This window comes from Sorangium sp. So ce128, from assembly GCF_051525245.1.
GTDB classification, from domain to species: Bacteria; Myxococcota_A; Polyangia; order Polyangiales; family Polyangiaceae; genus Sorangium; species Sorangium cellulosum_B.
Window position 1 is genome coordinate 7,696,711 of sequence record NZ_CP150313.1, and the last position, 23,086, is coordinate 7,719,796.

Annotated in this window: 13 protein-coding genes; 7 read left to right on the forward strand and 6 right to left on the reverse strand. The window is 70.9% G+C overall.

Going from position 1 to position 23,086, the window contains the following annotated elements:
- Positions 1-53: 53 nt before the first annotated feature.
- Complete coding sequence (locus WME82_RS29120; RefSeq protein WP_438037964.1) at positions 54-869, reverse strand: arylamine N-acetyltransferase family protein; 816 nt, start codon at positions 867-869, stop codon at positions 54-56.
- Between the two features lie 252 nt (positions 870-1,121).
- On the opposite strand from WME82_RS29120, the gene WME82_RS29125 reads away from it, so the two are divergent.
- A complete protein-coding gene (locus WME82_RS29125; protein WP_438037965.1) occupies positions 1,122-7,142 on the forward strand; it encodes an AAA family ATPase in 6,021 nt (2,006 codons plus the stop codon).
- 80 nt (positions 7,143-7,222) lie between these two features.
- Here WME82_RS29125 and WME82_RS29130 read toward each other — a convergent pair whose 3' ends face one another.
- The 3 genes from WME82_RS29130 to WME82_RS29140 all read right to left on the reverse strand — a co-directional run bounded on the left by WME82_RS29130 (position 7,223) and on the right by WME82_RS29140 (position 10,858).
- The gene (locus WME82_RS29130; protein ID WP_437911733.1) at positions 7,223-8,293 is read right to left on the reverse strand and encodes a type IV pilus twitching motility protein PilT; all 1,071 of its coding nucleotides are present in this window, start codon (positions 8,291-8,293) and stop codon (positions 7,223-7,225) included.
- Between the two features lies 1 nt (position 8,294).
- On the reverse strand, positions 8,295-10,139 hold the full coding sequence (locus tag WME82_RS29135) for a type IV pilus twitching motility protein PilT (protein ID WP_438037966.1): 1,845 nt from the start codon (positions 10,137-10,139) through the stop codon (positions 8,295-8,297).
- Between the two features lie 203 nt (positions 10,140-10,342).
- Entirely contained in the window at positions 10,343-10,858 is a 516-nt protein-coding gene (locus WME82_RS29140) for a hypothetical protein (protein WP_437739780.1), read from the reverse strand.
- A gap of 901 nt (positions 10,859-11,759) precedes the next feature.
- Here WME82_RS29140 and WME82_RS29145 point away from each other — a divergent pair.
- From WME82_RS29145 to WME82_RS29160, 4 genes are all read left to right on the forward strand, one after another.
- The gene (locus WME82_RS29145) at positions 11,760-12,503 is read left to right on the forward strand and encodes a class I SAM-dependent DNA methyltransferase (protein WP_437739781.1); all 744 of its coding nucleotides are present in this window, start codon (positions 11,760-11,762) and stop codon (positions 12,501-12,503) included.
- Positions 12,504-12,603: 100 nt separating this feature from the next.
- On the forward strand, positions 12,604-12,840 hold the full coding sequence (locus WME82_RS29150; protein WP_012237958.1) for a hypothetical protein: 237 nt from the start codon (positions 12,604-12,606) through the stop codon (positions 12,838-12,840).
- A 234-nt stretch (positions 12,841-13,074) separates the two neighbouring features.
- A complete protein-coding gene (ilvD, locus tag WME82_RS29155) occupies positions 13,075-14,991 on the forward strand; it encodes a dihydroxy-acid dehydratase (RefSeq protein ID WP_438037967.1) in 1,917 nt (638 codons plus the stop codon).
- A gap of 218 nt (positions 14,992-15,209) precedes the next feature.
- The gene (locus tag WME82_RS29160; RefSeq protein ID WP_438037968.1) at positions 15,210-16,565 is read left to right on the forward strand and encodes a formylglycine-generating enzyme family protein; all 1,356 of its coding nucleotides are present in this window, start codon (positions 15,210-15,212) and stop codon (positions 16,563-16,565) included.
- Between the two features lie 76 nt (positions 16,566-16,641).
- On the opposite strand, the gene WME82_RS29165 is transcribed toward WME82_RS29160, so the two are convergent.
- Positions 16,642-18,027, reverse strand: coding sequence for an IS4 family transposase (locus WME82_RS29165; protein WP_438037969.1), 1,386 nt, complete (start codon positions 18,025-18,027; stop codon positions 16,642-16,644).
- A gap of 328 nt (positions 18,028-18,355) precedes the next feature.
- Between WME82_RS29165 and WME82_RS29170 the strand changes: the two genes are divergently transcribed.
- Positions 18,356-19,366 carry an FAD-dependent oxidoreductase gene (locus tag WME82_RS29170; RefSeq protein ID WP_438037970.1) on the forward strand — a complete coding sequence of 337 codons (1,011 nt, stop codon included), beginning with the start codon at positions 18,356-18,358 and terminating at the stop codon, positions 19,364-19,366.
- A gap of 719 nt (positions 19,367-20,085) precedes the next feature.
- On the forward strand, positions 20,086-21,075 hold the full coding sequence (locus WME82_RS29175; RefSeq protein WP_438037971.1) for a fatty acid desaturase: 990 nt from the start codon (positions 20,086-20,088) through the stop codon (positions 21,073-21,075).
- A gap of 191 nt (positions 21,076-21,266) precedes the next feature.
- Here WME82_RS29175 and WME82_RS29180 read toward each other — a convergent pair whose 3' ends face one another.
- Positions 21,267-22,925 (reverse strand): hypothetical protein, encoded by a 1,659-nt coding sequence (locus tag WME82_RS29180; protein WP_438037972.1) that lies wholly within the window; start codon positions 22,923-22,925, stop codon positions 21,267-21,269.
- Positions 22,926-23,086: the final 161 nt, after the last annotated feature.

A 23,086-nucleotide genomic window follows, 5' to 3' on the forward strand; every position in this document is an offset into this window, starting at 1 on the left:
AGCCGCGCCCGCCCGGCCTCCCGGGCAGGCCCCGGGGAGGGCGCGCCGTCCCTTCAGCTGTCGAGGCCCGCGCAGGAGAGCCGCGTTCCGGCCGGGAGCTCCAGCCCGAAGCGCTCTTTCAAGACGCCGAGGAGCGCGTCATCGCGCACCGAGACGCGCTCGACGCCGTCCACCCGCCAAAACCCCAGCTCGCGGTTGCGCAGCGTCACCCGGCCTTCCGGCGACGGGAGCGCCACGATGAGGTTGTTCACGAACAGCGAGTTCGGGTGCGTGGACGTGTAATGGTTCGCCACCTCGTAGTCGATCGGGAGGTGCTCCTCGAGCGTGAACGCGTAGATGTCCTGACACGCCTCGCCCGCCCTGGAGGCGAGCACCCAGGACGAGCCCTCGCGGCGCAAGCCGATCACGTCGAGCACCCGCGCGTGCCCCTCGCCCTCGACGAGCGGGAGCGGCTGCAAGAGCCCCGGACCGCCGAAGCCGACGTCCGCGATGAACGGCCCCTCGGGCAGCTCGACCAGCGACAGCATGTGAGATCGAGGGCCCGTATCGCTGCGCTGGAACCGCACCCGCGCGATGAGCGTCGTGAGCTTGAATCCGAGCCGGCGCAGCGCCGCGGCGAACAGCGTGTTGTGCTCGAAGCAATAGCCGCCGCGGCGCGCCCCGACGAGCTTCGCCTGGACGCTGGCCAGGTCGAGGCGGATCGGTCGGCCGAGCAGGACGTCGAGGTTCTCGAAAGGGATGGAGTAGACATGCGCTGCGTGAAGCGCATCGAGGACCTCCCGCGTGGCGGCGAGCGCGCCGCGGTAGCCGATGCGGGCGAGATAGGCGTCGAGGTCGAGCGATGCGCTGTCCTGTGTGGAAGGTTGCATTGGATCGGTGCAGCGAGGATACGCGGCCCCTCGCTTGACCGTCAACGCACCGGTCAGCACATTGACGGCGGTGGAGCAGGACCATCGAACCCATGCAGGCTGCGCTGGGCCGCTCCGTGGCTTCGCTGCGGAGAGCGCTCGATGGCTCTGTGCGAAACGTCGGTCCGTGGAGCGCCGGGATGATCATCACACCGCGCGGCGGCGGACTGGGCAGCGCGCCCGGCGCGGCCTGGTCGCCGCCGGTCGAACGACATGCCCGCGCCCGACCGCTATACCGTGACGGAGATCCTCCGCGAGGGGACCAGGTTCGTCGTCCATCGCGGCCTCCGGAACGAGGACGGTTGTCCGGTCCTGCTCAAGATCCCCCGGGCAGAGCCCCTCGACGGCCGGGACGCCGCGCGGCTGCGCCACGAGCTCGAGATCGGGCGAAGGCTCAGCGGCCGGTCCGCGATCAGGCCCTGTGAGCTCACCACCTACCGGAGCCGGCCGGCGCTCGTCCTGGAAGACTTCAGGGGTCGCTCGCTCGATCGGGAGCTCGGGGCGCCGATGGATCTCAAACGTTTCTTGACGATCGCCTCCAGCATCTCGACAGCCCTCTCGGACATCCACGCAAAGGGGGTCGTCCACAAGGACATCAAGCCGCAGAACATCCTCGTCGATTCCATGTCTGGAGAGGTGAAGATAGCGGACTTCGATCTTGCCTCCCTGCTCCCCGAGGACAACGGCGACGCGCGGAGCCCGAGCGTCATCGAGGGGACCCTCGCCTACATGGCGCCCGAGCAGACCGGGCGCACGAGCCGGGCGGTCGATCTCCGCACCGACCTCTATTCGCTGGGCGTCACGCTCTACGAGATGCTCACGGGCGTCCTGCCCTTCTCGGCCGGCGATGCCCTGGAGTGGGTCCACCATCACGCCGCGGTGCTCCCCCGGCCTCCATCGGAGCTCGTCCCGGGTCTCCCTTCGCCGGTGTCCGATCTCGTCATGAAGCTCCTCGCCAAGGCGCCCGAGGATCGATACCAGAGCGCGCGCGGCCTCACGCTCGATCTCGAGCGATGTCTCGAGGGGCTCACGACGCGCGCGCGCATCGACCCATTCCCGCTCGGAGAGCACGATTTCTCTGGTCTCTTCCAGATCCCGAAGGAGCTCTACGGCCGCGAGCGCGAGCTCGGCGCGCTCGTCGCCGCCTTCGAGCGCGTGGCGCGGCTCGGGGCTCCGGAGCTCCTCCTCCTCTCCGGCAACGCCGGCGTCGGCAAGACCTCGCTGGTGCAGGAGCTCTACCGGAAGGCGGTCCGGGAGCGGGGCCTCTTCGCGGCGGGCAAATTCGACCAGCAGCGCCGACACGCGCCCTACGCCACGATCGTCCAGGCGCTCCGCGAGCTCGTGCGCGAGATCCTGAGCGGGAGCGAGCCCGTCGTGGACGCGTGGCGGAGGCGGCTCTCCGCGGCCCTCGGCAAGAACGCGCAGCTCATCGTCGACGTCCTCCCGGAGGTGGAGCTCATCCTCGGCGAGCAGCCGCCCGTCGCCGAGCTGCCGCTGACCGAGACAGAGAACCGGTTCGCGATGGTGTTCCGGCGCTTCGTCGGCGCCTTCTGCCGCGAGGAGCGCCCACTCTGCCTCTTCCTCGACGACCTCCAGTGGGCAGACCCGGCGAGCCTCGCGCTCCTCGAGCACCTCGTCACCCACCCCGAGACGCAATGCCTGCTCGCGATCGGCGCCTACCGCGATGAAGAGGTGAGCCCGCTCCACCCGCTGACGTGCATGCTCGAGCGCGCGCGGGGCGCCGGCATAAGGCTCCTCGAGATCGAGCTCGCTCGGCTGTCCGAGCGGGATGTGCAGCGGCTCGTCGCCGATACGGTCCATACGAGCGGAGAGGACGCCGCCCCGCTCGCGCGCCTCGTCTACGAGAAGACCGCCGGCAATCCGTTCTTCGCCACCCAGTTCTTGACCATGCTCCACAAAGAGGGCCTGTTCGAGGTCGATCTGCGCGCAGGCGCCTTCAGGTGGGACATCGACGCGATCCGCGGCAAGGGCCTCGCCGACAACGTGGTCGATCTCATGATCGCGAAGATCAAGCGCCTCTCCCCGTCGGCCCAGAAGGCGCTCACGCTGGCCGCCTGCGTGGGGAATACCGTCGATGCCGGCACCCTCGCCGTCATCCGCGATCGGTCCGAGGACGCCATTCACGAGGACCACCGGGAGCTCGTGCGCGAGGGGCTGCTCCTCTGGTCCGGCGACACGTACCGGTTCCTCCACGACCGTGTCCAGCAGGCGGCTCACGCGCTCATTCCGGAGGCGGAGCTGGGGGCGGTGCACCTCCGCATCGGGCGGCTGCTCGCCGCCCACGCGCCTCCCGACGCGGCCGAGGCGCGCGTCTTCGAGATCGCCGGCCACCTGAACCTGGGCGCTGCCCTCGTGACCGACCGGCGCGAGAAGGTCCGGATCGCCAGGCTCAACCTGGTGGCGGGCCGGCGAGCCAAGGCCTCTGCAGCCTACGCAGCCGCGGCCAGCTACCTCGCGGCGGGCATCGCGCTGCTCGGGGACGACGCCTGGAACAAGGAGCGCGCGCTCGCGTTCGATCTCCACTGCGAGGGCGCGCGCTGCGCCTTCCTGTGCGGCGACTTCGCCGCCTCCGAGCGGCTCGTCGACGTGCTCCTTCTGCGCGCTCGGGGCCGGCTCGAGCTTGCGGAGGTCCACGGCATCGAGATCGTCCTCCACACGGCCCGGACCGATTTCGAGCGAGCGGCGCAGAGCGCCCTCTCCTGCGTGCGCCGCTTCGGCATCGACATCCCGCTCCACCCGACGCGCGACGCGGTAGAGCGCGCGGTATGCGAGGTCTGGGGCGAGGTGTGCGACCGCCGCATCGAGGAGCTCGTCAGCCTGCCGCGCATGGTCGATCCGGACATGCTGGCCGTGATGACGACCCTGTCGACGGCGCTCCCGTCAGCCTATTTCACGGACCCGCGCCTCTACAGCCTCATCGCGTGCCACATGGTCCGGCTCAGCCTCCGCGCGGGCAACTCGGACGCTTCTCCGCCTGGATACGTCGCGTTCGGCGGGACCATCGGCCGCGTCCTCGGCCTCTACCGGGAGAGCTACCGCTTCGGCGAGCTCGCCCGCGCGCTGCTGGAGACCAGCGGCCGGGCCGGGAACCGGGCGCAGATCCTCCATATGATCAGCACCTTCATCGACGCCTGGATCCGCCCCTTGCAGGACGTGGTCGGCCTCCTCTACAAGGCATTTGACGAGGCCGTCGAGACCGGTGCGCTGCTCTACGCGTCGTATGGCTCGTTTCAGGGCGTGACCCTGCGCCTCGCCGCGGGCGATCCGCTGGCGGACGTCGTCGCCGAGGCCGAGCGCCACATGGACTTCGCGCGCCGGGCCCGGTACGACGTCATCCACGATTCCTTGGCCGTCGTGCATCGGTTCGTGGAGCGCCTGCGCGGGCGCGATTCGGGCTGGGGGAGCGAGGGCGCCGATGACATCGAGGGACCGCCGCGCGGGGCGGCGGAGCGGATCACGCGCTTCCACGCGCGCCTCTACGCCGCCCAGGCGGCGCTCCTGTTCGGTCGCCATGGCGAAGCCGTGGCCGCGTCGCGCGCGGCGGGCGAGCTGCTGGGTACCGTGACAGACCAGTTCCACGTCAGCACGCAAGCCTACGTCGCCGCGCTCGCGCTCTCGTGCCATGCCCGCGCCCTGCCAGAGGAGCAGCGAAGAGACCTCCTCCCTGCCCTGAGGGCACACGAGGCGGATCTCCGCCGCTGGGCGGAGGTCCAGCCCGCGAACCAGGCAGACCGCCACGCGCTCGTGTCGGCCGAGATCGCGCGCATCGCGGGCGACGAGCTCTCCGCGATGCGCCTCTACGAGCAGGCCATCCGGGCCGCGCGCTCGAGCGGCTTCGTCCATGGCGAGGCGCTGGGCCAGGAGCTCGCAGCGGCGTTCTACCGCGATCGCGGCTTCGACCTGATCGCCGACGCCTACCTCCGCGCGGCCCGCAGCAGCTACGCCCGCTGGGGCGCCGACGGGAAGGTGAAGCAGCTCGACAGGCTCTTTCCGCACCTCGCGGCGCGCCCGCTCGCCGCGACGAGCACGGTCACGATGCCGGCCGAGGAGCTCGACCGGCTGGCCGTCGTGAGGGCGTCTCAGAGCCTCTCGGGCGAGATCCTGATGCCCCGGCTCGAAGAGGCGCTGCTGAGGGTCGTCCTTGCGCACGCAGGCGCGCAGAAGGGCTACCTGCTGGAGGCTCGCCGCGGCGCCGCGTCGATCCGGGCGAGGGCGAGGATCGAGGGAGGAAAGCCGTTCGTGGAGTCGCTCGCCGGCGAGGCGCGCGCGCCCGCGTCCTCCGCCGCGCTGCCGCTGTCGGTCGTCAACTACGTCGTCCGGACGGGCGAGCCGGTTATCCTCGACGACGCGGCGGAGACGCGGTTCTCGGCGGACGAGTACATCGCGCTGGCCCGGCCGAGATCGGTCCTGTGCATGCCGATCGCGCGGCGCCCCGGGGTCGACGCGATCCTCTACCTGGAGAACGCCGCGATGCGCGGCGCGTTCACCGAGGACACGCTCGCGGTGCTCGATCTGCTCGCGTCGCAGGCCGCCATCTCGCTCGAGAACGCGTCGCTCTACGCGGCGCTGAAGAAGAGCGAGGCGTTGCTCCAGAGCATCGTCGACAGCTCGCCGGCCGCCATCTACGTCAAGGATCTGGAGGGCCGGCTGCTCCTGATCAACCGGCGGTACGAGCAGTTCGTCCATCTGTCGAGAGAGCAGGTGATCGGCAAGAGAGATCACGAGCTCTTCCCGCCGGAGATGGCGGACGCGTTCGCCGCCTACGACCGCAAGGTGATCGAGGCGGACAGCCCGCTGGACCTGGAAGAGGTCGTGCTCGTGGACGACGAGCCGCGCACGTACCTGTCCCTCAAGTTCACCCTGCACGACGCCGCTGGAGCCATCTATGCCGTCTGCGGCATCTCGACGGACATCACCGAGCGCAAGCGGGCGGAGATGGCCGAGCGCTTCCTGGCGGAGGCGAGCAGGCGGCTCGCGGCCGATCTCGGCTACGAGGCGACGCTGGACGCGATCGCGGGGGTCGCGGTGCCCGAGCTCGCCGAGGGCGCCGCGCTCTACGTGCTCGACGACGCGGGCGCGCTCCAGCAAGCCGCCGTCGCGGCGGACTCCCCGGCCAAGGCCGCGCGCCTGCGCGAGCTCGCCGCGCCCTCCGGGGACGCCGCCGCGTCCCCGGGCGCGCCCGGGGATCCCCACCGTGTCCTCGGCGCGGATCGTGCCGAGCTCTGCCGCGTGAGCGACGGCCTGATGCGGCGCTGGGCCGCGGGCGCGGCGCGCCCGGAGGCGCTCTTCGAGCTCGCGCCCGCGGCGTACATGAACGCGCCGCTCGTGACGCGCGGCCGCTGCCTCGGCGTGCTCTCGCTGATGCGGACCGGAGCGACGCCGCGTTATACCGGGGCCGACGCGCCGCTCGTCGAGGAGCTCGCGCGCAGGGCCGCGATGGCGCTCGACAACGCGCGCCTTTACCGCGAGGCGCAGCAGGCCGTCCAGATCCGCGAGGAGTTCCTCGCCGTCGCGTCCCACGAGCTCCGCACGCCGCTCACGCCGCTCAGGCTGAAGCTCGCGCTGATGCAGAAGAAGCTGGCGACCGAGATCGTGAACCCCTCGCTCGAGCGCATGGTCGCGGTGAGCCTGGGGCAGGTCGAGCGGATCGAGCGGCTCATCGAGGCCCTCCTCGACGTGAACCAGATTGCGCGCCATGAGCTCGACCTCGATCTCTCGGAGGTCGACCTCTCCGCGCTGACCTGCGACGTCGTGAGCGAGCTCCGCGAGCCCTCGTCGCGTGCGGGCTGCCGGATCGAGATCGCGGCGGGGCGCCCGGTGCGCGGCCGCTTCGATCGGCTCCGCGTCGCGCAGGTCCTGAGGAGCCTGCTCAACAACGCGATCAAGTTCGGCAAGGGCGGGCCCATCGAGGTGACCGTCGCCGAGCGCGGCGACACGGCGCGGGTCGTCGTGCGCGATCACGGGCCCGGCATCGCGCCGGAGGACATGGAGCGCATCTTCAGGCGGTTCGAGCGGGCGGTCTCGTCGAGGTCCTACGGCGGGCTCGGGCTCGGGCTCTACATCGCGAACGAGATCGTCCGGGCGCACGGGGGCACGCTCCAGGTGTCGAGCGAGAAGGGCAAGGGCGCCTGCTTCACCGTGGATCTGCCGCGGAACGTCGCACCGTCATCTGCCTCGGGAGGCCCGCCGAGGAGCGGGGGTGTCGCGTCCTAGCGAGACAGAGCGCCAGGACGCCCAGAGAAGACGACGAGCGATTCGCTCTCCCCCTTCCGCCTCCGCGGCTCGATTCTGCGTCACGCCCCCTGCGCGTCGGGGAAGAGCTTCTGGAAGCTGTCCTTGTCGATCGCCTTCTCCAGCGCCGCCTGGACCGAGATGGTGTCCTTCTTGACGAGCCGCTCCAGCGCCATGTCCATCGTCTGCATGCCGGCGGAGCGGCCCGCCTGCATCAGGTTCGTGATCTGGAACGTCTTGCCCTCGCGGATCATCGCGGAGAGCGCGCTCGAGCCGACGAGGATCTCGTGGGCGGCGACGCGGCTCGTGCCGTCCTTCGTGCGGAGCAGCTGCTGGGCGATGATCGCGGCGAGGCTCTCGGCGAGCATGCCGCGGACCTGGAGCTGCTCGTCGGCGGGAAACGCGTTGATGATACGGTCGATCGTCGCGGCGGCGCTGTTCGTGTGGACGGTGCCGAAGACGAGGACACCGAAGCTCGCGAGCTGCAAGGCGAGCTTCATGGTCTCGTTGGTCCGGAGCTCGCCGATCAGGATCACGTCGGCGTCCTCGCGCCCGGCGCTGCGGATCGCGCTCGCGAAGCTGCCCGCGTCGGGGCCGACCTCGCGGTGCGTGATCTGGGCCTTGATGGGGCTGTGCACGAACTCGACCGGATCCTCGATCGTGAGGACATGGCAGGCGCGCGAGCGGTTGATGTGATCGATCATCGCCGCGAGCGTCGTGGACTTGCCGGAGCCGGTCGGCCCGGTGATCAAGATGAGCCCGCTCGTCCGCTCGGACAGCCGGCGGGCGATCTCGGGGCAGCCGAGATCGTCGAGCGAGAGGATCTTGCTCGGGATGGTGCGGAAGACGGCCGCGAGCCCGGTGGTCTTGTAGAAGTAGTTCGCGCGGAAACGGGCCCTGTCCGCGTAGGAATAGGCGAAGTCGAGATCGAGCTCGTCGACGATCCGCCGCGTCTCCTCGGGGGTCGTGATCTCGAAGAGGAGCGCCTCCATCTCGGCCGTGTCGAGGGGCGTGTCGCGCAGGGCGATGAGCTCGCCTCGGGCGCGCACGAGCGGCGGATAGCCGATGCCGAGGTGCAGGTCGCTGCCCTTCCTCGAGAGCAGCTCGTCGAAGAGGCGGTCGATCCGGGCCACGTTACGCTCCCTTCTTTCCGAAGAGCGCGCCCGCGCGCTCGAAGAGGCCCTTGCCCGCCTCGAGGGGCGCGGACTTGGACGCGTCGGGCGCGGGGGCGGGTGGCCTCCTGTCCGGCGTGAGCATGGGCTGCCGCCTGCCGGCGAGGACGGCCTCGAGCTCGTCGGGGGCCTCCGCCACCTTGAGCGCGGCCTCGAGCGTGGTCTTGCCGGCGCGGACGAGCTCGGCCAGCGAGTCGTCCAGGCGGATGATCCCGAGGCCCTTCCCCCGCTGCTGGAGGCTCGGTATCTGGAACGTCTTGGAGTCGCGGATGAGGTTCCAGAGCGGGACGGAGCCGGGCAGGACCTCGGCGGCGGCGACCATGCGCCTGCCGCCCTCGCTCGGCAGGAGCCGCTGGCTGACGATGAGCCGGAGGCCGCCCGCGAGGGTGACGCGCACCTGCTGCTGATCGCCGGGCGGGAAGAGATCGATCAGCCGATCGATGGTCTTCGCCGCGCTCGGGGTGTTCATGGTGCCGAGGACGAGGTGGCCAGTCTCGCTCGCGGCCAGCGCCATGCGGACCGTCGCCGTGTCCCTGAGCTCGCCGACGACGATGACGTCGGGATCCTCGCGCAGCGAGGCCTTGAGGGCGTTCTCGAAGGAGCGGGTGTGCGTGCCGACCTCGCGCTGGCTGATCATCGCCTTGCCGCGCGCATGGACGAACTCGACGGGATCCTCGACCGTGATGATGTGATGGCTGGTCTCGCGGTTCAGGATGTCGACGATCGCGGTGAGCGTCGTGGTCTTGCCGTGGCCCGTCGGCCCGGTGATCACGATGAGGCCCTGGTGGTGGCGGGTGGCGAGCCCGATGGCGTCGGGCAGGCCGAGCGACGCGAGGGTCGGGATGGTGCGCGCTATCAGCCGGAACGAGCCCTTGTACCCCTGCCGGTGGCGCGAGATGTTCACCCGGAAGCGGCCGAGCGCGCCGAGCTCCAGGGCGAAATCGCAGGAGCCCTCGACCTCGAGCACCTGCGAGAGGCGCGCCGGGACGCGCGGCAAGAGGAGGGACTCGACGGCCGCCGGGTCGAGCGGCTCGCCGTGCGGCATCAGCTCGCCGGCCACGCGCAGGAGCGGCGGGCGGCCGGCGACGAGGTGCAGATCGCTCGCGCCCTGATCGCGCGCCATGGCGAGCAGCCCGTCGAGGGCGGCCGCCGGCACTTCGGCGGAGGAGGGCCGCGCGCGCCCGCCCGCGGCGGCCACGCGCGCGGCGGCGCGGGGCTCCGGGGACGGCGCCGACGGGCGGGCGGCCGGCGCGGCGCGCTCGGCGGCCGGCGCATCGTCGGCGCGCGCCTCGAAGCGGGCCACCGAGGGCCGGCTGGCGCGGGGCTCTGCAGGCGGCGGCGGAGAGCGGAGGTCGAGCGCGACCTCCGAGGAGCTCGTGCGCTTCGCGTCCTGCTCGCGCGGCGGTGAGCGCTGCCCCTCCTCGGGCGCGAGGTGCTCCCGCATGGAGAGCTGCTGCGAAGGGCGCGCGGGAGGCGCGGCGGCCGCGGTCCCCGACGCGCCGGACGACTGCATCCGCGTCATGCGGGCGTGCACGAGGTCGCCCTGGCGCGCGGCGACGACCGAGATGGCGCCGATGCCCTCGATGCGGATGTGCCACTGCGACGGCTTCGCGCCGAGGGCCTCGATGTGGCGGCCGCCGCCGAGCGCGCTGAGGAGCATGAGGATGTCCTCCGTGGTGAGGGCGCCGGGATCGACGGCCTGGAAGGCGCCCGAGACCTTGACGCTGGGCATGCGCCCGGTGGCCACGGCGAACTCCGTCACCTCGGGGCGGTTCAGTTGCGAGAGCCAGGATCGAAGGGCGTTCATCGTCGTCGCGCGTCTCCGCAAGCCGACTCTATCAACGATGAGGCGCCGCGTTCCAAAATGTCGTGCGACGGCGGCGACATTCGGCCGCGGCCCCCGCGCCGACTCCCTCCCACCGTCCCCGCTCGCGGCGACCGCGCGGTCCTCCTCGGAGCGGTGCGACCCGGCTCACGCCCGCGGCGTGCTCCGCCGCGCGCGGCGCCGGGCTACTGGATCGCGAGCTTGAGCCGAGCGCCCTTCACGAAGTGGCCAGGCGTCTTGCCCTTCTCGCCGGGCGGCGCCTGCGGCTCCGAGTCGATGGTGAGCTGCATGTTGCCGGTCGACTCGATCTTCTTCATGGTCACCCTGGCGATCTCGACCCATTTCGTGGATCTCGGCCCGTCGGGGTCCTCGACCTTGCGGAAGAGCACCGCCTTGGTCCCCGCGGCGACCGGCTTCTCGGTCGTGGAGACGAGCGGCAGCAGCGTCGCGACCTTTCCCGCGCGCGAGACCAGCCTGCCATAGACCTCCACGGAGAAGGTGTCCCACTCGCCCGCGCCGGGGGCCGAGGCGGGCTCTGCCGTAGGCGCGCTCTCCGCGCCGGCTACCGTCGGTGCAGCCTGCCGCGGCGTGGCGGGGTGCTCTGCCGAGGCCGCGGTCGGCGCGGCGGAGAGGAGCGCTGCCGCGCCCGCGGCGACGAGCGATCGCGAGCACCTGGAGAGCCAATCACCAACCGTCTTCATGCACCACGCTCCTTCGCTACTTCGACGTGATCCCACGACCCGCGTGAACTCCGCAAGATCGCAAACACCGCAGTCACAAAACTTCTCATCGTGACGCAGACTGACACCTTCCGCAACTCATTTCTCGATCTCGACGGGGTTTGCGGTCATGAGCCGTTCGTCACGCTTGTCGGCGGCTCGTGAGCTTCGTCAGTCTCGTCAGTCTCGTCAGTCTCGTCAGTCTCGTCAGCTTCTCGCCGACCTGAGCGCTTGGGCGCGCCTCGCTCAGATTCAGGTGCTGGCCGCGTCGGCGAGGCCGACCGGGCTCCGGCTGCGCGGCGCACGAGGAGCGCGGCGCGGCTCGCCCGAGCTCACCTGGTCATCTGGCTTGCCTGTCGTTCTGGCTCGCCCGTCGTTCCGGCTGCCTGGTCGCCCGGCGTGACCGCCTGCCTGGGCTCTCCGGCTCGCCTCGCTGGTTCTCCGACGGGTCCATCAGCGCGCTTCGCGAGGCGCGCTCTCGAAGAGCGAAACACCCGCGCGAGCGACAGGCTGGCTCGGTCCAAGCCCGCCGTACCTCATTCCCACCCGTCCGACGAAACCAGCTGCGCACAGCAACGCGATCTCTCCCTCTCCAACCTCGCTCCGGGAACCTTCCCGGTGCCTTCCAACACCGCCGACCCGAAAATCGATGTCGGAGTAAGAGTCGCGTTTCAACCAAGATATCATGTCTTCGTCAAAGCAGAGCAGAAATTTTCGGACGCAGTCGATTCTGGTGAGCCCCCGTGCGTGCATGTGTGACGCGTGCCGGCGCAGGCGTGCGCCCGTGCGTCCCATGCGTGATGCGTGATGCGTGATGCGTGCCGCCGCAGGCGTGCGCCGGCGGGCCCTGCCGCTGTAGGATGGCCGCGGAGGAACAGAGCCCATGCCCACGGTCGCCGATCACTACGACAAGCTCCTCGCCGAGCACTATTCGAGGATGTTCGGGGAGTACGACGCCAAGGTCGCCGAGCAGCGGGCGCTGTTCGAGCGCCTCGGCCTGCGCCCTGAAGGCTCGTCCGGCGGCTCGCCCGAGGCCATCGACCTCGGGTGCGGCTCCGGCTTTCAGTCCCTCGCGCTGGCGCAGCTCGGGTTCAGGGTGACCGCCGTGGACACGTCGGACAGGCTGCTCGCCGAGCTCGAAGCGCGCCGCGGGCCGCTCGCCGTCGAGATCGTGAGAGGGGATCTCCTCGACGCGCTGGAGCGCTCGGGGCCCCCCTGCGCGCTCGCCGTGTGCATGGGCGACACGCTCCCCCACCTCGGCAGCAAGTCGGACGTGGAGCGGATGTTCGCCGGCTGCGCCCGGCGACTCGCGCCCGGCGGCCATCTCGCGCTCACGTTCCGTGACCTCACCCGCGAGCTCGTAGGCGCCGACCGGTTCATCCCAGTCCACGACTCCGCGGATGTGATCATGACCTGTTTCCTCGAGTACGAACCCGAGACCGTCAAGGTGCACGACCTCGTTCACACGCGCGGCCGAGAGGACGGCCGGTGGACGCTGTCAGCGAGCTTCTATCGCAAGCTGCGCCTCGCCCCCGATTGGGTCTGCGACAGGCTCGACGCGGCCGGACTCCGCGTCATCCATCGCGAGATCGCGCGCGGCCTCGTCACCCTCGTCGCGCGCTCCTGAGCTGACGTGGGCCGGGATACGAACACCGATTCAAATACCTCCTATGGAGGTTGATGGCGCGGGCGACGCGGCGCTAACTTGATATGGGAGGATGAGACCCATGTCCGAGAGAGCGAGTCAGACAGGCACGAACGACGCCGGGCAAGCTGCGGTCGTCAACCGGCCGTCGCGGGATGAGGTCCAGGACCTGCGGCGAGAACGAGACGAGGCGCGCCAGCTCCTGGCCACGCTGGTCGTGGCGCTCAAGCGCGCGACGTTCCGGCACGGCACCTACATCGACGGGCTGGGCGCCGCGATGGTCGCCGTGGATCGGTGGTCCAAGCCACGAGGCCGATGATCGAAGGGCCGGCCCCGGGCTGCGGTGACGCCCGGAGTCGCGGCCCAGGCCCCGGGAGACCTGGTGCGCGCCGCCTTGGCCGCTCGAACGACCTCGCCGGCTGTGGACGCAGCGCACGCAGCGCGCGGCGGTGGACGCAGCGCGCGGCGGTGGACGCAGCGGGCGCGGCGGTACCCTGGCGCCGGCCCCGCCTGCCGGCTAGGCGCGAAGGCCGGAACGGAGTAGGTTCCTGGCATGGCCGGATACCGCAGTCGTACATCCACCCAGGGGCGCAACATGGCAGGGGCGCGCGCGTTGTGGCGCGCCACCGGCATGAAGGACGCGGACTTCGAGAAGCCGATCGTCGCCATCGCCAACAGCTTCACGCAGTTCGTTCCGGGGCACGTCCACCTCCACGACGTCGGCCAGCGGGCGAAGAAGGTCATCGACGCCGCGGGCGGCTGGGGCGTCGAGTTCAACACCATCGCCATCGACGACGGCATCGCGATGGGCCACGCCGGCATGCTGTACTCGCTGCCGAGCCGGGAGCTCATCGCCGACAGCGTCGAGTACATGGTGAACGCGCACTGCGCGGACGCGCTGCTGTGCATCTCGAACTGCGACAAGATCACGCCCGGCATGCTCCTCGCCGCCATGCGGCTCAACATCCCGACCGTCTTCGTGTCGGGCGGTCCGATGGAGGCGGGCAAGCTCGTCGGGACCCACGACCGCGACGGCAAGCCGCTCATCCGGAAGCTCGACCTCATCGATCCGATGATCGCCGCGAGCGACGACAAGGTGACCGACGCGGATCTCGCCGCGATGGAGCGGTCCGCGTGCCCGACCTGCGGCTCGTGCTCCGGCATGTTCACGGCCAACAGCATGAACTGCCTCAACGAGGCGCTCGGCCTCGCGCTGCCCGGCAACGGCACGCTGCTCGCGACGCACGCGGCGCGCTGGGAGCTCTTCGAGGCGGCCGCGAAGCGCGTCGTCGCGCTCGCGCAGCGGCACTACGTCGACGGCGACGCCTCGGTGCTGCCGCGGAGCATCGCGACGTTCGAGGCGTTCGAGAACGCGATGGCGCTCGACATCGCGATGGGCGGCTCGACGAACACGGTGCTCCACATCCTGGCGGTCGCCCGCGAGGCGCAGGTGGACTTCAAGATGGCGGACATCGACCGGATGTCGCGCAAGGTGCCCAACATCTGCAAGGTCGCGCCGTCGTCGCATCACCACGTCGAGGACGTGCACCGCGCGGGCGGCGTGCTGACGATCCTCGGCGAGCTCGACCGCGCTGGGCTCATCCACCGGCAGGCGGGCACGGTCCACGCGGGCACGCTGGGCGAGGCCATCGACGAGAACGACATCCGCCGCCCCACGGCGACGGCCGCCGCGAAGAAGCGCTCGCTCGCCGCACCGGGCGGCGTGCCGACCACGGTCGCGTTCTCGCAAGACAAGTACTTCGCCGACACCGACGATGACGCCCAGAAGGGCTGCATCCGCGACGTCGACCACGCGTACAGCCGCGAAGGCGGGCTCGCCGTGCTCTACGGCAACATCGCGGTGGACGGCTGCATCGTGAAGACCGCCGGCGTCGATCCCGAGATCTGGAAGTTCGAGGGGCCCGCGCGGGTCTTCCACTCGCAGGAGGCGGCGTGCGACGCGATCTGGGACAACCAGATCCGCTCGGGCGACGTGGTCGTGATCGTCTACGAGGGGCCGAAGGGCGGCCCCGGCATGCAGGAGATGCTCTATCCGACGTCGTTCCTGAAGGGGAAGGGCCTCGGAAAGGCGTGCGCCCTCATCACCGACGGCCGGTTCAGCGGCGGGACCTCGGGCCTGAGCATCGGGCACGTCTCGCCCGAGGCGGCCGAGGGCGGGACCATCGGGCTCATCGAGGAGGGCGACCGCATCCGGATCGACATCCCCGCCCGGACGATCGATGTCCTCGTCAGCGAGGCGGAGCTCGATCGCCGCCGCCGCGCCGCCGAGGCGCGCGGCGCCGATGCGTTCAGGCCGAACCGCGACCGGAAGGTCTCCCCTGCCCTGCGGGCTTACGCGCTGATGGCCACGAGCGCCGCCAACGGCGCTGTCCGCGACGTCGGCCAGATCGAGCCGGGCCGGCGCGCCGGGGACGGCGCGACCGCGACCGCCCCCGCGCAGCGCAAGTAGCGGAGCTCCAGCCGCCAAGCCGCGCAGGCGAGGCGCGAACGAGGCGCGGACGAGGACACAGCGCCCGCAGCGCGGCGGCCGCCGTCGGTGGAACGGTGGCCACCGCCCCGACCACCCGGCGCGCCTCGGCGCCCGGCGCAGGTCGGGCGCTGCAACGCTCCGGGCCGGTACGGCATCCACCGCGACGGGGGTGCGCCCGGTCGCGTATGATGCCGTACATGAGAAAATTGGCGCTCATCGTGGCCACCTCTCTCGTCTCGGGTTGCAGCCCGAAGGTGCGTGATTTCCCTGGTGACCACGACGTCGGGAGCGGTGGAAGCGGGGCCGGTGGCGGCAGCAGCGCCACCGCCAGCAGCAGTGACGCCACCACCACCACCACCAGCGGCGCCAGCAGCAGCAGCAGCAGCAGCGGCGCCAGCAGCAGCAGCGGCGGTGCGACGGATGGCTGCGTCGACCCGGTGGAGGACTGCCCGCCAGCGCAGAGCGCCTGCATGGAAGCGGTGTGCGGCGAGGGTGAGTGTGCAGAGCGGCCGAGGCCGGCGCGGACCCCCTGCGGGGCAGACGGCAGCGCGGAGTGTGATGGAACCGGGGACTGCGTGACGTGCGCGGGCGGCATGCAGTGCGAGTGCGGGGAGCCGGGTTGCCCGAACACGTGCGGATCGACGGACGTGATGGTCATGCCTGCGAGCTGCGCGGGGGGCAGGCCGGGCGCCGGGGACAGCTGCGGGCCGGGCGACGCGAGCTGCTGCGGCAACAGGATGGTCCCCTGTGGCACTTTCCTGAGGGGCTACGACGGGACGCCGAGCACTGACGACGCGTTCCCCGCGGCCGTCAGCGACTTCCGCCTGGACAAGTACGAGATCACGGTGGGGCGATTCCGAGCGTTCGTGGATGCCGGGCAGGGCGTGCAGGAGAGCCCGCCGGCCATCGGGGCTGGCCGGCACCCCCACGTCAACGGCAGCGGGTGGATCGCGGGGTGGAACACGCGGCTCGCGCCGAACACCGCGGGGCTCCGGGCGGCGCTGCAGTGCAATGGCGATCGCCTCTGGACGTGGACCGACGCCCCCGGGTCGAACGAGGAGCTGCCGATCAATTGCATCACCTGGTTCGAGGCGTTCGCGTTCTGCGCGTGGGACGGCGGCCGCCTGCCCTCCGAGGCGGAGTGGAACTATGCGGCTGCCGGTGGCGACGAGCATCGACCTTACCCCTGGGGCTCCGGGATCGACGGCGATCGCGCCTCCTACAACTGCACGGGGGATGGGAGCGCAGCGGGGGCTTGCGCGCTGAGCGACATCCTGCCGGTCGGGTCGAAGCCGCGTGGCGACGGGCGATGGGGGCACTCGGATCTGGCCGGGAATCTGTGGGAGTGGACGATGGACTGGTGGCGGGATGCGCTCCCCACGCCGTGCATCGACTGCGTGCATCGCGTGGACGGCGATCGCGACGCGACGCGGGTCACCCGCGGCGGGAGCTACCGCGCGCCGGCGACGGACGTGCGCGCAGGCAACCGCGACTTCAGTTATCCCATCGACCGCGTCAACAACATCGGCGCCCGCTGCGCACGAAACATCTAGAGCGGCGGTCACCCGCTTCGGATACGGGCCCACCTCGGCGTTTTCGGTGCTCAGCGCACCGGAGTCTCAGGATTGATCATATTTTCCCCACCTCCCTCGCGGCGCTCCAGCCTTGGACGAGGGTGAGGAGTTGCTCGTAGCCACGGCCCAAGGTCTGCCAGCCGGGCTCGCCGTTTCGCCGGAGGTGTCCGCCGAGCCCGGCGATTGCCAGGAAGGCATCGCGGGCCGTGGCGTTCTCGGGCAGGGGCTTGCGCGCGAAGACCCGCAGCACCTCGATCTGGGTGGGCGTGAGCACGGCGGTCGCGGGCTGCTCCGGAGCGCGCCGAGCCTCGCTGCGCAGCAGCAATAGCTGCCAGGCGATGGGCGCGAAGAGCGCCAGCACGTTGCGCAAGCCGTGCAGGTCCTCGATCTGGCGCTTCTCGTAGGCGCATCCGGTCTTCAGGGCCTTGAAGAACTCCTCCACCATCCAGCGCGCCCGGTACCAGTCGACCAGCTGCGTCAGCTGCTCGACGGACTCGACCGGCTCGCTCGTGAGCAGCACCCACTCGACCGGCGCTTCGCCCGGCGGCGGCTCGATCTCCCAGACGCGTACGACCCACAGCGACAGCGTCGCAGGCAGCTCGCGCGGCTGGGATCTCGGTCGCCGCAGGGTCACGCGCGTGCTTCCAAGGGCGAGCTTGGCCAAGCGTCCTGCGCGCGGAGGATGCAGCCGTTTCTGTTGAGGGCTGCGATTGCCCGCCGGCCGCGGCGAAAGCTCTACCTCGCGTACGGCCACCGCTTGAACATGCGCGAGCGCCTGCTCGAGCTTGGCCTGCTCTCCGAGGGCGTCAGCCTCGACGAGGCGATTGTGCGCGAGCCGAATCACGAACCGATGCCCTGCGCTCAAAAGCTGCGCGAACAGGCCGTAGTCGTCGCCTTCGCGGTCCATGACGTGCACCACGTCGTGCGCAGTAGCGCCCAAGGCCGCGACTCGCTCCACCTGCTCTCCCCAGCGGTCGTGCTCGTTGTCCGTCCTGCCGTCGTCGCGCACGTGCGTGCTCAGATCGAGCACGCCGAGCGGGCGGCGCGTTCCATCGCCGCTGACCGCCAGCGTGAAGTGGGCGAAGAACGTCTGCCCCGAGGAGCGCAGCCGTCCGAGCCCCTGCCGCTGGCCGTCCGAGCGGAAGGACAGGGTCGTGGTGTCATGGATGGCGAGCACGACCGGCTCGGCCTCCATGCGCGCGAGGGTGGCGCGCACATGCGGAGCCAGAATCGCCGCGGGCGTGACGGCGTCGTTGCCGAAGAAACGGTACGCCGCCTCCAGCTCGCTGTCGGACAGCAGCGAGGGGAAGCTCTTGTCCGGCGCCTGCGCCAGCTTCTGCACCAGCTTGCTCTGGCGCTTCGAAAGCCGCGCATCGCCGAAGTGCGCGTCGCTCATCTCCTCGGCGAGCGCCGCTGCGTGCTCTGCTGCAGGTGAACCCATCCGCAGCTTTGATCACGTCGCTCAGCACACATCAAGCGAGATGTGTAGGATCCTGAGACCGGAGTGCGCTTGCGCGCCGAAAATGCCGATCTGGGCCCGTCTCCTGTGCGGGAGACCGCCGCTCTGCTCGACATGGTGCAGAGGTGGGCGGAAAGCGTTGTGGATCGGGCGTCGCGGGACACAGCGGGGCGTCGCGGGACACAGCGGGGCGTCGCGGGACACAGCGGGGCGTCGCGGGACACAGCGGGGCGTCGCGGGACACAGCGGGACGTCGCGGGACATCACGGGACGTCCACGAGACCGGATTCGACGCCGGGCGTGGTGTGCGATGTCGACGCTGAGGCGCGGCGTGCTAGAGCGCGCGATCGTGGCGTCATCGCGGGGCCAGGCTCAAGGGCAGCAGATCACCGTCGTGGGCGCAGGGGTGATCGGGTTGACCACGGCGGTCGTCCTCCAGCGGGACGGCCACCGGGTACAGGTGATCGCAGCGGCGCGCGGCGAGCGAACGACGTCCGCGGTCGCGGCGGCGCTGTGGCATCCTTTCCTGGCGAACCCGCCCGAGCGCGTCAACGCGTGGTCCTCGAGGAGCCTCGATGAACTCACGCGCATCGCGAACGAACACCCGGAGGCGGGCGTGGATCTCCTGACCGCGCGCGAGGCGGCGGACGACACGCGCCTGCCGTGGTGGGCTCCGAGCGCCCCGGACCTCGCGCTCGAGCCTGGACCCCACCCGCTGGGCGCGCCGTACAGCCTGCGATTCACGGCGCCGCGCATCGAGCCATCGTTGCACCTGCCCTGGCTGGAGGCGCAGCTCGACTGTCCAGTGCGCACCGAGCACGTGCGATCGCTCGCCGAGGTCGAGGGCGACTGCATCGTGAATTGCACCGGGCTCGGGGCGCGCGCGCTCACCGGCGACGGCGAGCTCATCGGTATCTACGGCCAGGTGGCGATCGTCGAACCAGGCGAGATCCCCCCAGATGTCGCACTGGGTGATGAAAGGGACGAGTCGGCGCTCGTTTATGTCATCCCAAGACGTCGCGAGATCGTGATTGGCGGTTGTTTCATCCCGTCGCCCGATGATCGCCCGTTGACGCCTGATCCCGAGCTCGCTGACGCAATGCTCCAGCGGGTGCGCGCGGCCGGGCTCAAGCCAGGCCGCTTGCTCGGCTCACGCGCCGGGCTGCGCCCTTACCGGAGCACCGTGCGGGTCGAGCGAGAAGGCCGTGTGATCCACAACTACGGCCACGGCGGTTCGGGATACACGCTGGCATGGGGTTGTGCCCACGAGGTGAGCGCAATTCTGCGGGACGGCAACGCGTCGACACACGGCCATGTCTAGCGGAATGTGCCGAGCGCACTGTTTTGACGCGCGCCATGATGTCAGCGTCAGCGCGGCGCTCCGGGCCTGTTCCTCGGACAACGGCAGCGGCGCCAACGCCAACGCCAACCCACGCCGCCGCGAACGCGGCTACGAGCCAACGCAAGCTGACGCAGGCGGACGACGTCATCGCAAACCGATGCAACGGTTGCGTCGGTCGCAACGGTCGTAACCGTCGTAAGCGTTGTAACCGACGCAACCGTCACAAACCGAAACAAACGACGCTGCTTCTGGAATCCAGCCAACCAGAAAGCCCAACGCAACGCTCCGAAAGTCCCGTTGTGCTCCTGTTGCTAGGCTGCTAGATTGGATTCGTGCTCGTCTGCGAGCGTCTCCCGCCTTCTCTCGCAGTGGGACCGCCCATGGCGCTCCTCTGTTCATCCGAGGGAATGGCCGTGGACGGCCTCGCTCTGGAGGTCGCTAACCCCTGACGACTTCTCGGTGCCATCCCTGGAACGCGGTCCCGAGTGGTCGAACGTTCGTTTGCGCTTGATCCGGTGTCCACCGTTCGCTGTCACCAACGTGAAGATCCGAAGCTTCCCCGGGGAGTTTTGAGCGCCATGAACAACGACGAGAACCGACTCAGTCGTCCATCGGGGCGGCCAGCCGTCTGGAGTTTCACGAGGAACGACGGCGAGAAGGGCCCGAGCCGACCCTCAGGCAGGCCGTCGGGGCGGCCCTTGGGCAGGCCGTCGGGGCGGCCCTCGGGCAGGCCGTCGGGGAGACCTTCCGGGCGGCCGGCGCTCTGGAGCGTCCTGCCGCTCGACAGCGGCTTGCTGCAGACCCGGACGATCGAGTGGCCGACGGTGGCGCTCTTCGCCGGGTCGTACGCCCTCTGGGCGACGGCCGTCTACGCGGGCATCGCGGGCTCGGTGTCGACCGTTCCGGCCGTGCTCGCGGCGGCGGTCGCCGCGTATGCCGCCTTCACGCCGATGCACGAGGCGTCGCATCGGTCGCTGGCGCGCTCCGCGCTGCTGAACGGCGTGATCGGGCGGCTGTCCGGGCTGCTGCTCATGGCGCCGTTCCTGGCGGTGCGTCACTTCCACCTCGAGCATCACAAACACACGAACGAGGCGGACCGGGATCCCGACTACTGGAGTGGGCGCGGCCCGTGGTACCTCCTGCCGCTCCGCTGGGCGACACAGGATCTCCACTACTACTATCTATTTTTGCGCTCCTACCACGCGCAGAAGCGCGCGGAGCGGATCGAGACGGTCGCGTCGCTCGCGGCCATGCTCGCGCTCGTGGCGCTGGCCTTCGGGCTCGGCTATGGCCAGCTCGCGCTCCTCTACTGGATCTTGCCGGCGCGGCTGGCGATCTTCTTCCTCGCGTTCGCCTTCGACTACCTGCCTCACTACCCCCACGCGATCACCGCGATGCAGGACCGGTACAGCGCGACGCGCGCGGTCGACAGCGCGCTGTTCAACGTGCTGCTCTTCGGGCAGACGTATCACCTGATCCACCACCTCTACCCGGCCGTGCCGTTCTTCCGCTACCGGACCGTGTGGAAGCATCAGCGCGAGGAGCTCATGAAGCTCCGCTCGGAGAGCATCCCCCCGCCGCGGGCGTCGTTGCCCCTGATCGCGGCGGGCAGCCTCGCCGCGCCGCGGGCGCCCACGATCCAGGCGGCTCACCCCACGCAGGGCGCAGCCGAGCTCGACGCCATCTGATCCGAGCGGCGCCCCGCTCCACGGCGGTTTCCGCCCCCCTCTGCACCAAGCAGAGCGGCAGCAGAGCGGCGGTCACCCGCACAGGAGACGGGCCCAGATCGGCGTTTTCGGCGCGCAAGCGCACTCCGGTGCGCTGAGCACCGAAAACGCCGAGGTGGGCCCGTATCCGAAGCGGGTGACCGTCGCTCTCTCTAGAGGCGCGCGCGGCGGCGGGTGCGAAGCGCTCGCGGCGGCAGCAGGACCTCGCGGAAGAGCAGCGCCTCCGCCACGGTGCGGCGGTCCAGCGCGACGCTGGACGCGTCGAGGCGCGACCCGAACGCGTCGGGCCGTCGCTCGCTCGTGCCGAGCGCCGGGATCGCGGCGCGCGCGCTGAGGAGGATCGACAGCGACTGCGCGGGCGCCCGATGCGCCGCCAGGACCGCGCCCGCGAGGAGCGCCCGGGCGTCGAGGACGGCGGGGACCCGGCCGGCGAGCAGCGCGTCGCGCGCGCGCGACGCCTCCTTCCGCTCGTGCGGGCCGTAGTCGAGCCCGCTGATGTCCTGCAGACCGAAGCCGGACAGGGCGGTGAGCGGGCCGGCATAGAGGCGCTCCACGATCCACGCGGCCATGGTGGCGAAGGGCGCCAGCGGGACGGGGCGAAAGGCGCCCCTCACGGGCAAGAGCAGGTCATCGAGGCTCACCTCGGCGTGGCGGCGCGCCCACGCCTCCCGCAGGGCGCGCGCGTCCTCGTTGAGCCCGCCCCGCTCGAGGACCATGCACCCGATCAGCACGCGCAGGTGCGGCGGAGGGTGCTCGTCATAACGCGCGCCGGTCACGTCCGTCTGGACGGCGATGGACGCGTACGGCTCGTTTTCCTGGAAGAACAGCTCGCTCATCGTGAGCACGTAGGCGGGGCCGAACATGAGCGTGCCGAAGACGTCACAGAAGATCTCCTCGAACCACACGCCGAACACCCGCCTGAGCGCGGGAGCCCCGATGCGATCGCCGTCCGGGGCGAGCGGGCGCACCCGCTCGCCCCCCAGGCCGAGCTCGCGGCGCAGGGCCGGCTCGAGGCCGTCGACCGAGGCCAGGAAATCGTGGCCTATCTCGTGCGCGAGCGCCGGCCAGCGCAGCGGGGTCGAGAAGAAGTCGACAGGGAGGAAGATGGGCGCGATCGACGTCGGGATGAAGCCCGTCCAGATCGCGAGATCGAACTCCGTGAGCTGCGTGGCCGGCGCTCCGCTCCGGAGCGGCAGCCCCTCCGCCCGCGCGAACGCGATCACGGGGGCGTAGCAGGCGTCGGCGAGGGCGTCCGCGTCGCCGAGATCGGGCAGGAGCGACGGGTCGCGGCGCTGCCGCACGAGCACCGCGATCTCGCCCACGACGAGCTCGATGGTGTCCGCCGCGGCCTCCGCCTCGCGCGCCGCGAGGCCCGCGTCGACGGCGGCGCGCAGGCTCCCGATCTCGTGCGGGACGGCCCCGAGGAGCACGTCCGTGAAGCGCCGGTTCGCCCGTTCGTGACGCACCACGTCGCCGAGCGCCGCGGCGCTCTGCTCGAGCTCGGCGAGCCGCAGGAGCACCACGCGCAGCCGGTCGGCGTCGGGCGCGCGCGGGGCGCCGAACGGCATCCCCGCCCACGGCGCAGCGCTCGGCGGCGCGACATCGACGGGCCCCGTATCGCTCCCCGGCGCGACGTCGACGAGCGCTGGTTCGCTCCGCGGGGCGTCCTCGCCGCCGGGCCGCGCGGCGGCACGCGCAGCGCGCTCGGCGCGCCTGGCTTGCAGGCTCCCGTACAGGCTCGCTAGCTTGACGATCGCCCAGATCACTCCGATGAGGGCGCCGACGTATTTCTCGAGGTCGAGGTCACGCATGGCGCCCGTCCAGCGTCGTCGGGGCGCGGCCCTCCGGCCGCGCGGCTCTCTGGCCGCGCAGCGCGCGGCGATAACGCCCGGGGCGGGCCGAGCACCTCGGCCAGGACGAAGCGCCGCACGAGCGCGCCGCGGCGGCCGAGCCACGCGAGGAGCGGGCTCGG

Excerpts from the sequence above, each read along its gene's own strand:
- WME82_RS29125 (WP_438037965.1), top strand. The coding sequence starts at position 1,122 with ATGCCCGCGCCCGACCGCTATACCGTGACGGAGATCCTCCGCGAGGGG.
- WME82_RS29160 (WP_438037968.1), top strand. The coding sequence starts at position 15,210 with ATGAGAAAATTGGCGCTCATCGTGGCCACCTCTCTCGTCTCGGGTTGC.
- WME82_RS29120 (WP_438037964.1), bottom strand. The coding sequence starts at position 869 with ATGCAACCTTCCACACAGGACAGCGCATCGCTCGACCTCGACGCCTAT.
- WME82_RS29150 (WP_012237958.1), top strand. The coding sequence starts at position 12,604 with ATGTCCGAGAGAGCGAGTCAGACAGGCACGAACGACGCCGGGCAAGCT.
- WME82_RS29135 (WP_438037966.1), bottom strand. The coding sequence starts at position 10,139 with ATGAACGCCCTTCGATCCTGGCTCTCGCAACTGAACCGCCCCGAGGTG.
- WME82_RS29145 (WP_437739781.1), top strand. The coding sequence starts at position 11,760 with ATGCCCACGGTCGCCGATCACTACGACAAGCTCCTCGCCGAGCACTAT.
- ilvD (WP_438037967.1), top strand. The coding sequence starts at position 13,075 with ATGGCCGGATACCGCAGTCGTACATCCACCCAGGGGCGCAACATGGCA.
- WME82_RS29180 (WP_438037972.1), bottom strand. The coding sequence starts at position 22,925 with ATGCGTGACCTCGACCTCGAGAAATACGTCGGCGCCCTCATCGGAGTG.
- WME82_RS29165 (WP_438037969.1), bottom strand. The coding sequence starts at position 18,027 with ATGGGTTCACCTGCAGCAGAGCACGCAGCGGCGCTCGCCGAGGAGATG.
- WME82_RS29170 (WP_438037970.1), top strand. The coding sequence starts at position 18,356 with ATGTCGACGCTGAGGCGCGGCGTGCTAGAGCGCGCGATCGTGGCGTCA.
- WME82_RS29140 (WP_437739780.1), bottom strand. The coding sequence starts at position 10,858 with ATGAAGACGGTTGGTGATTGGCTCTCCAGGTGCTCGCGATCGCTCGTC.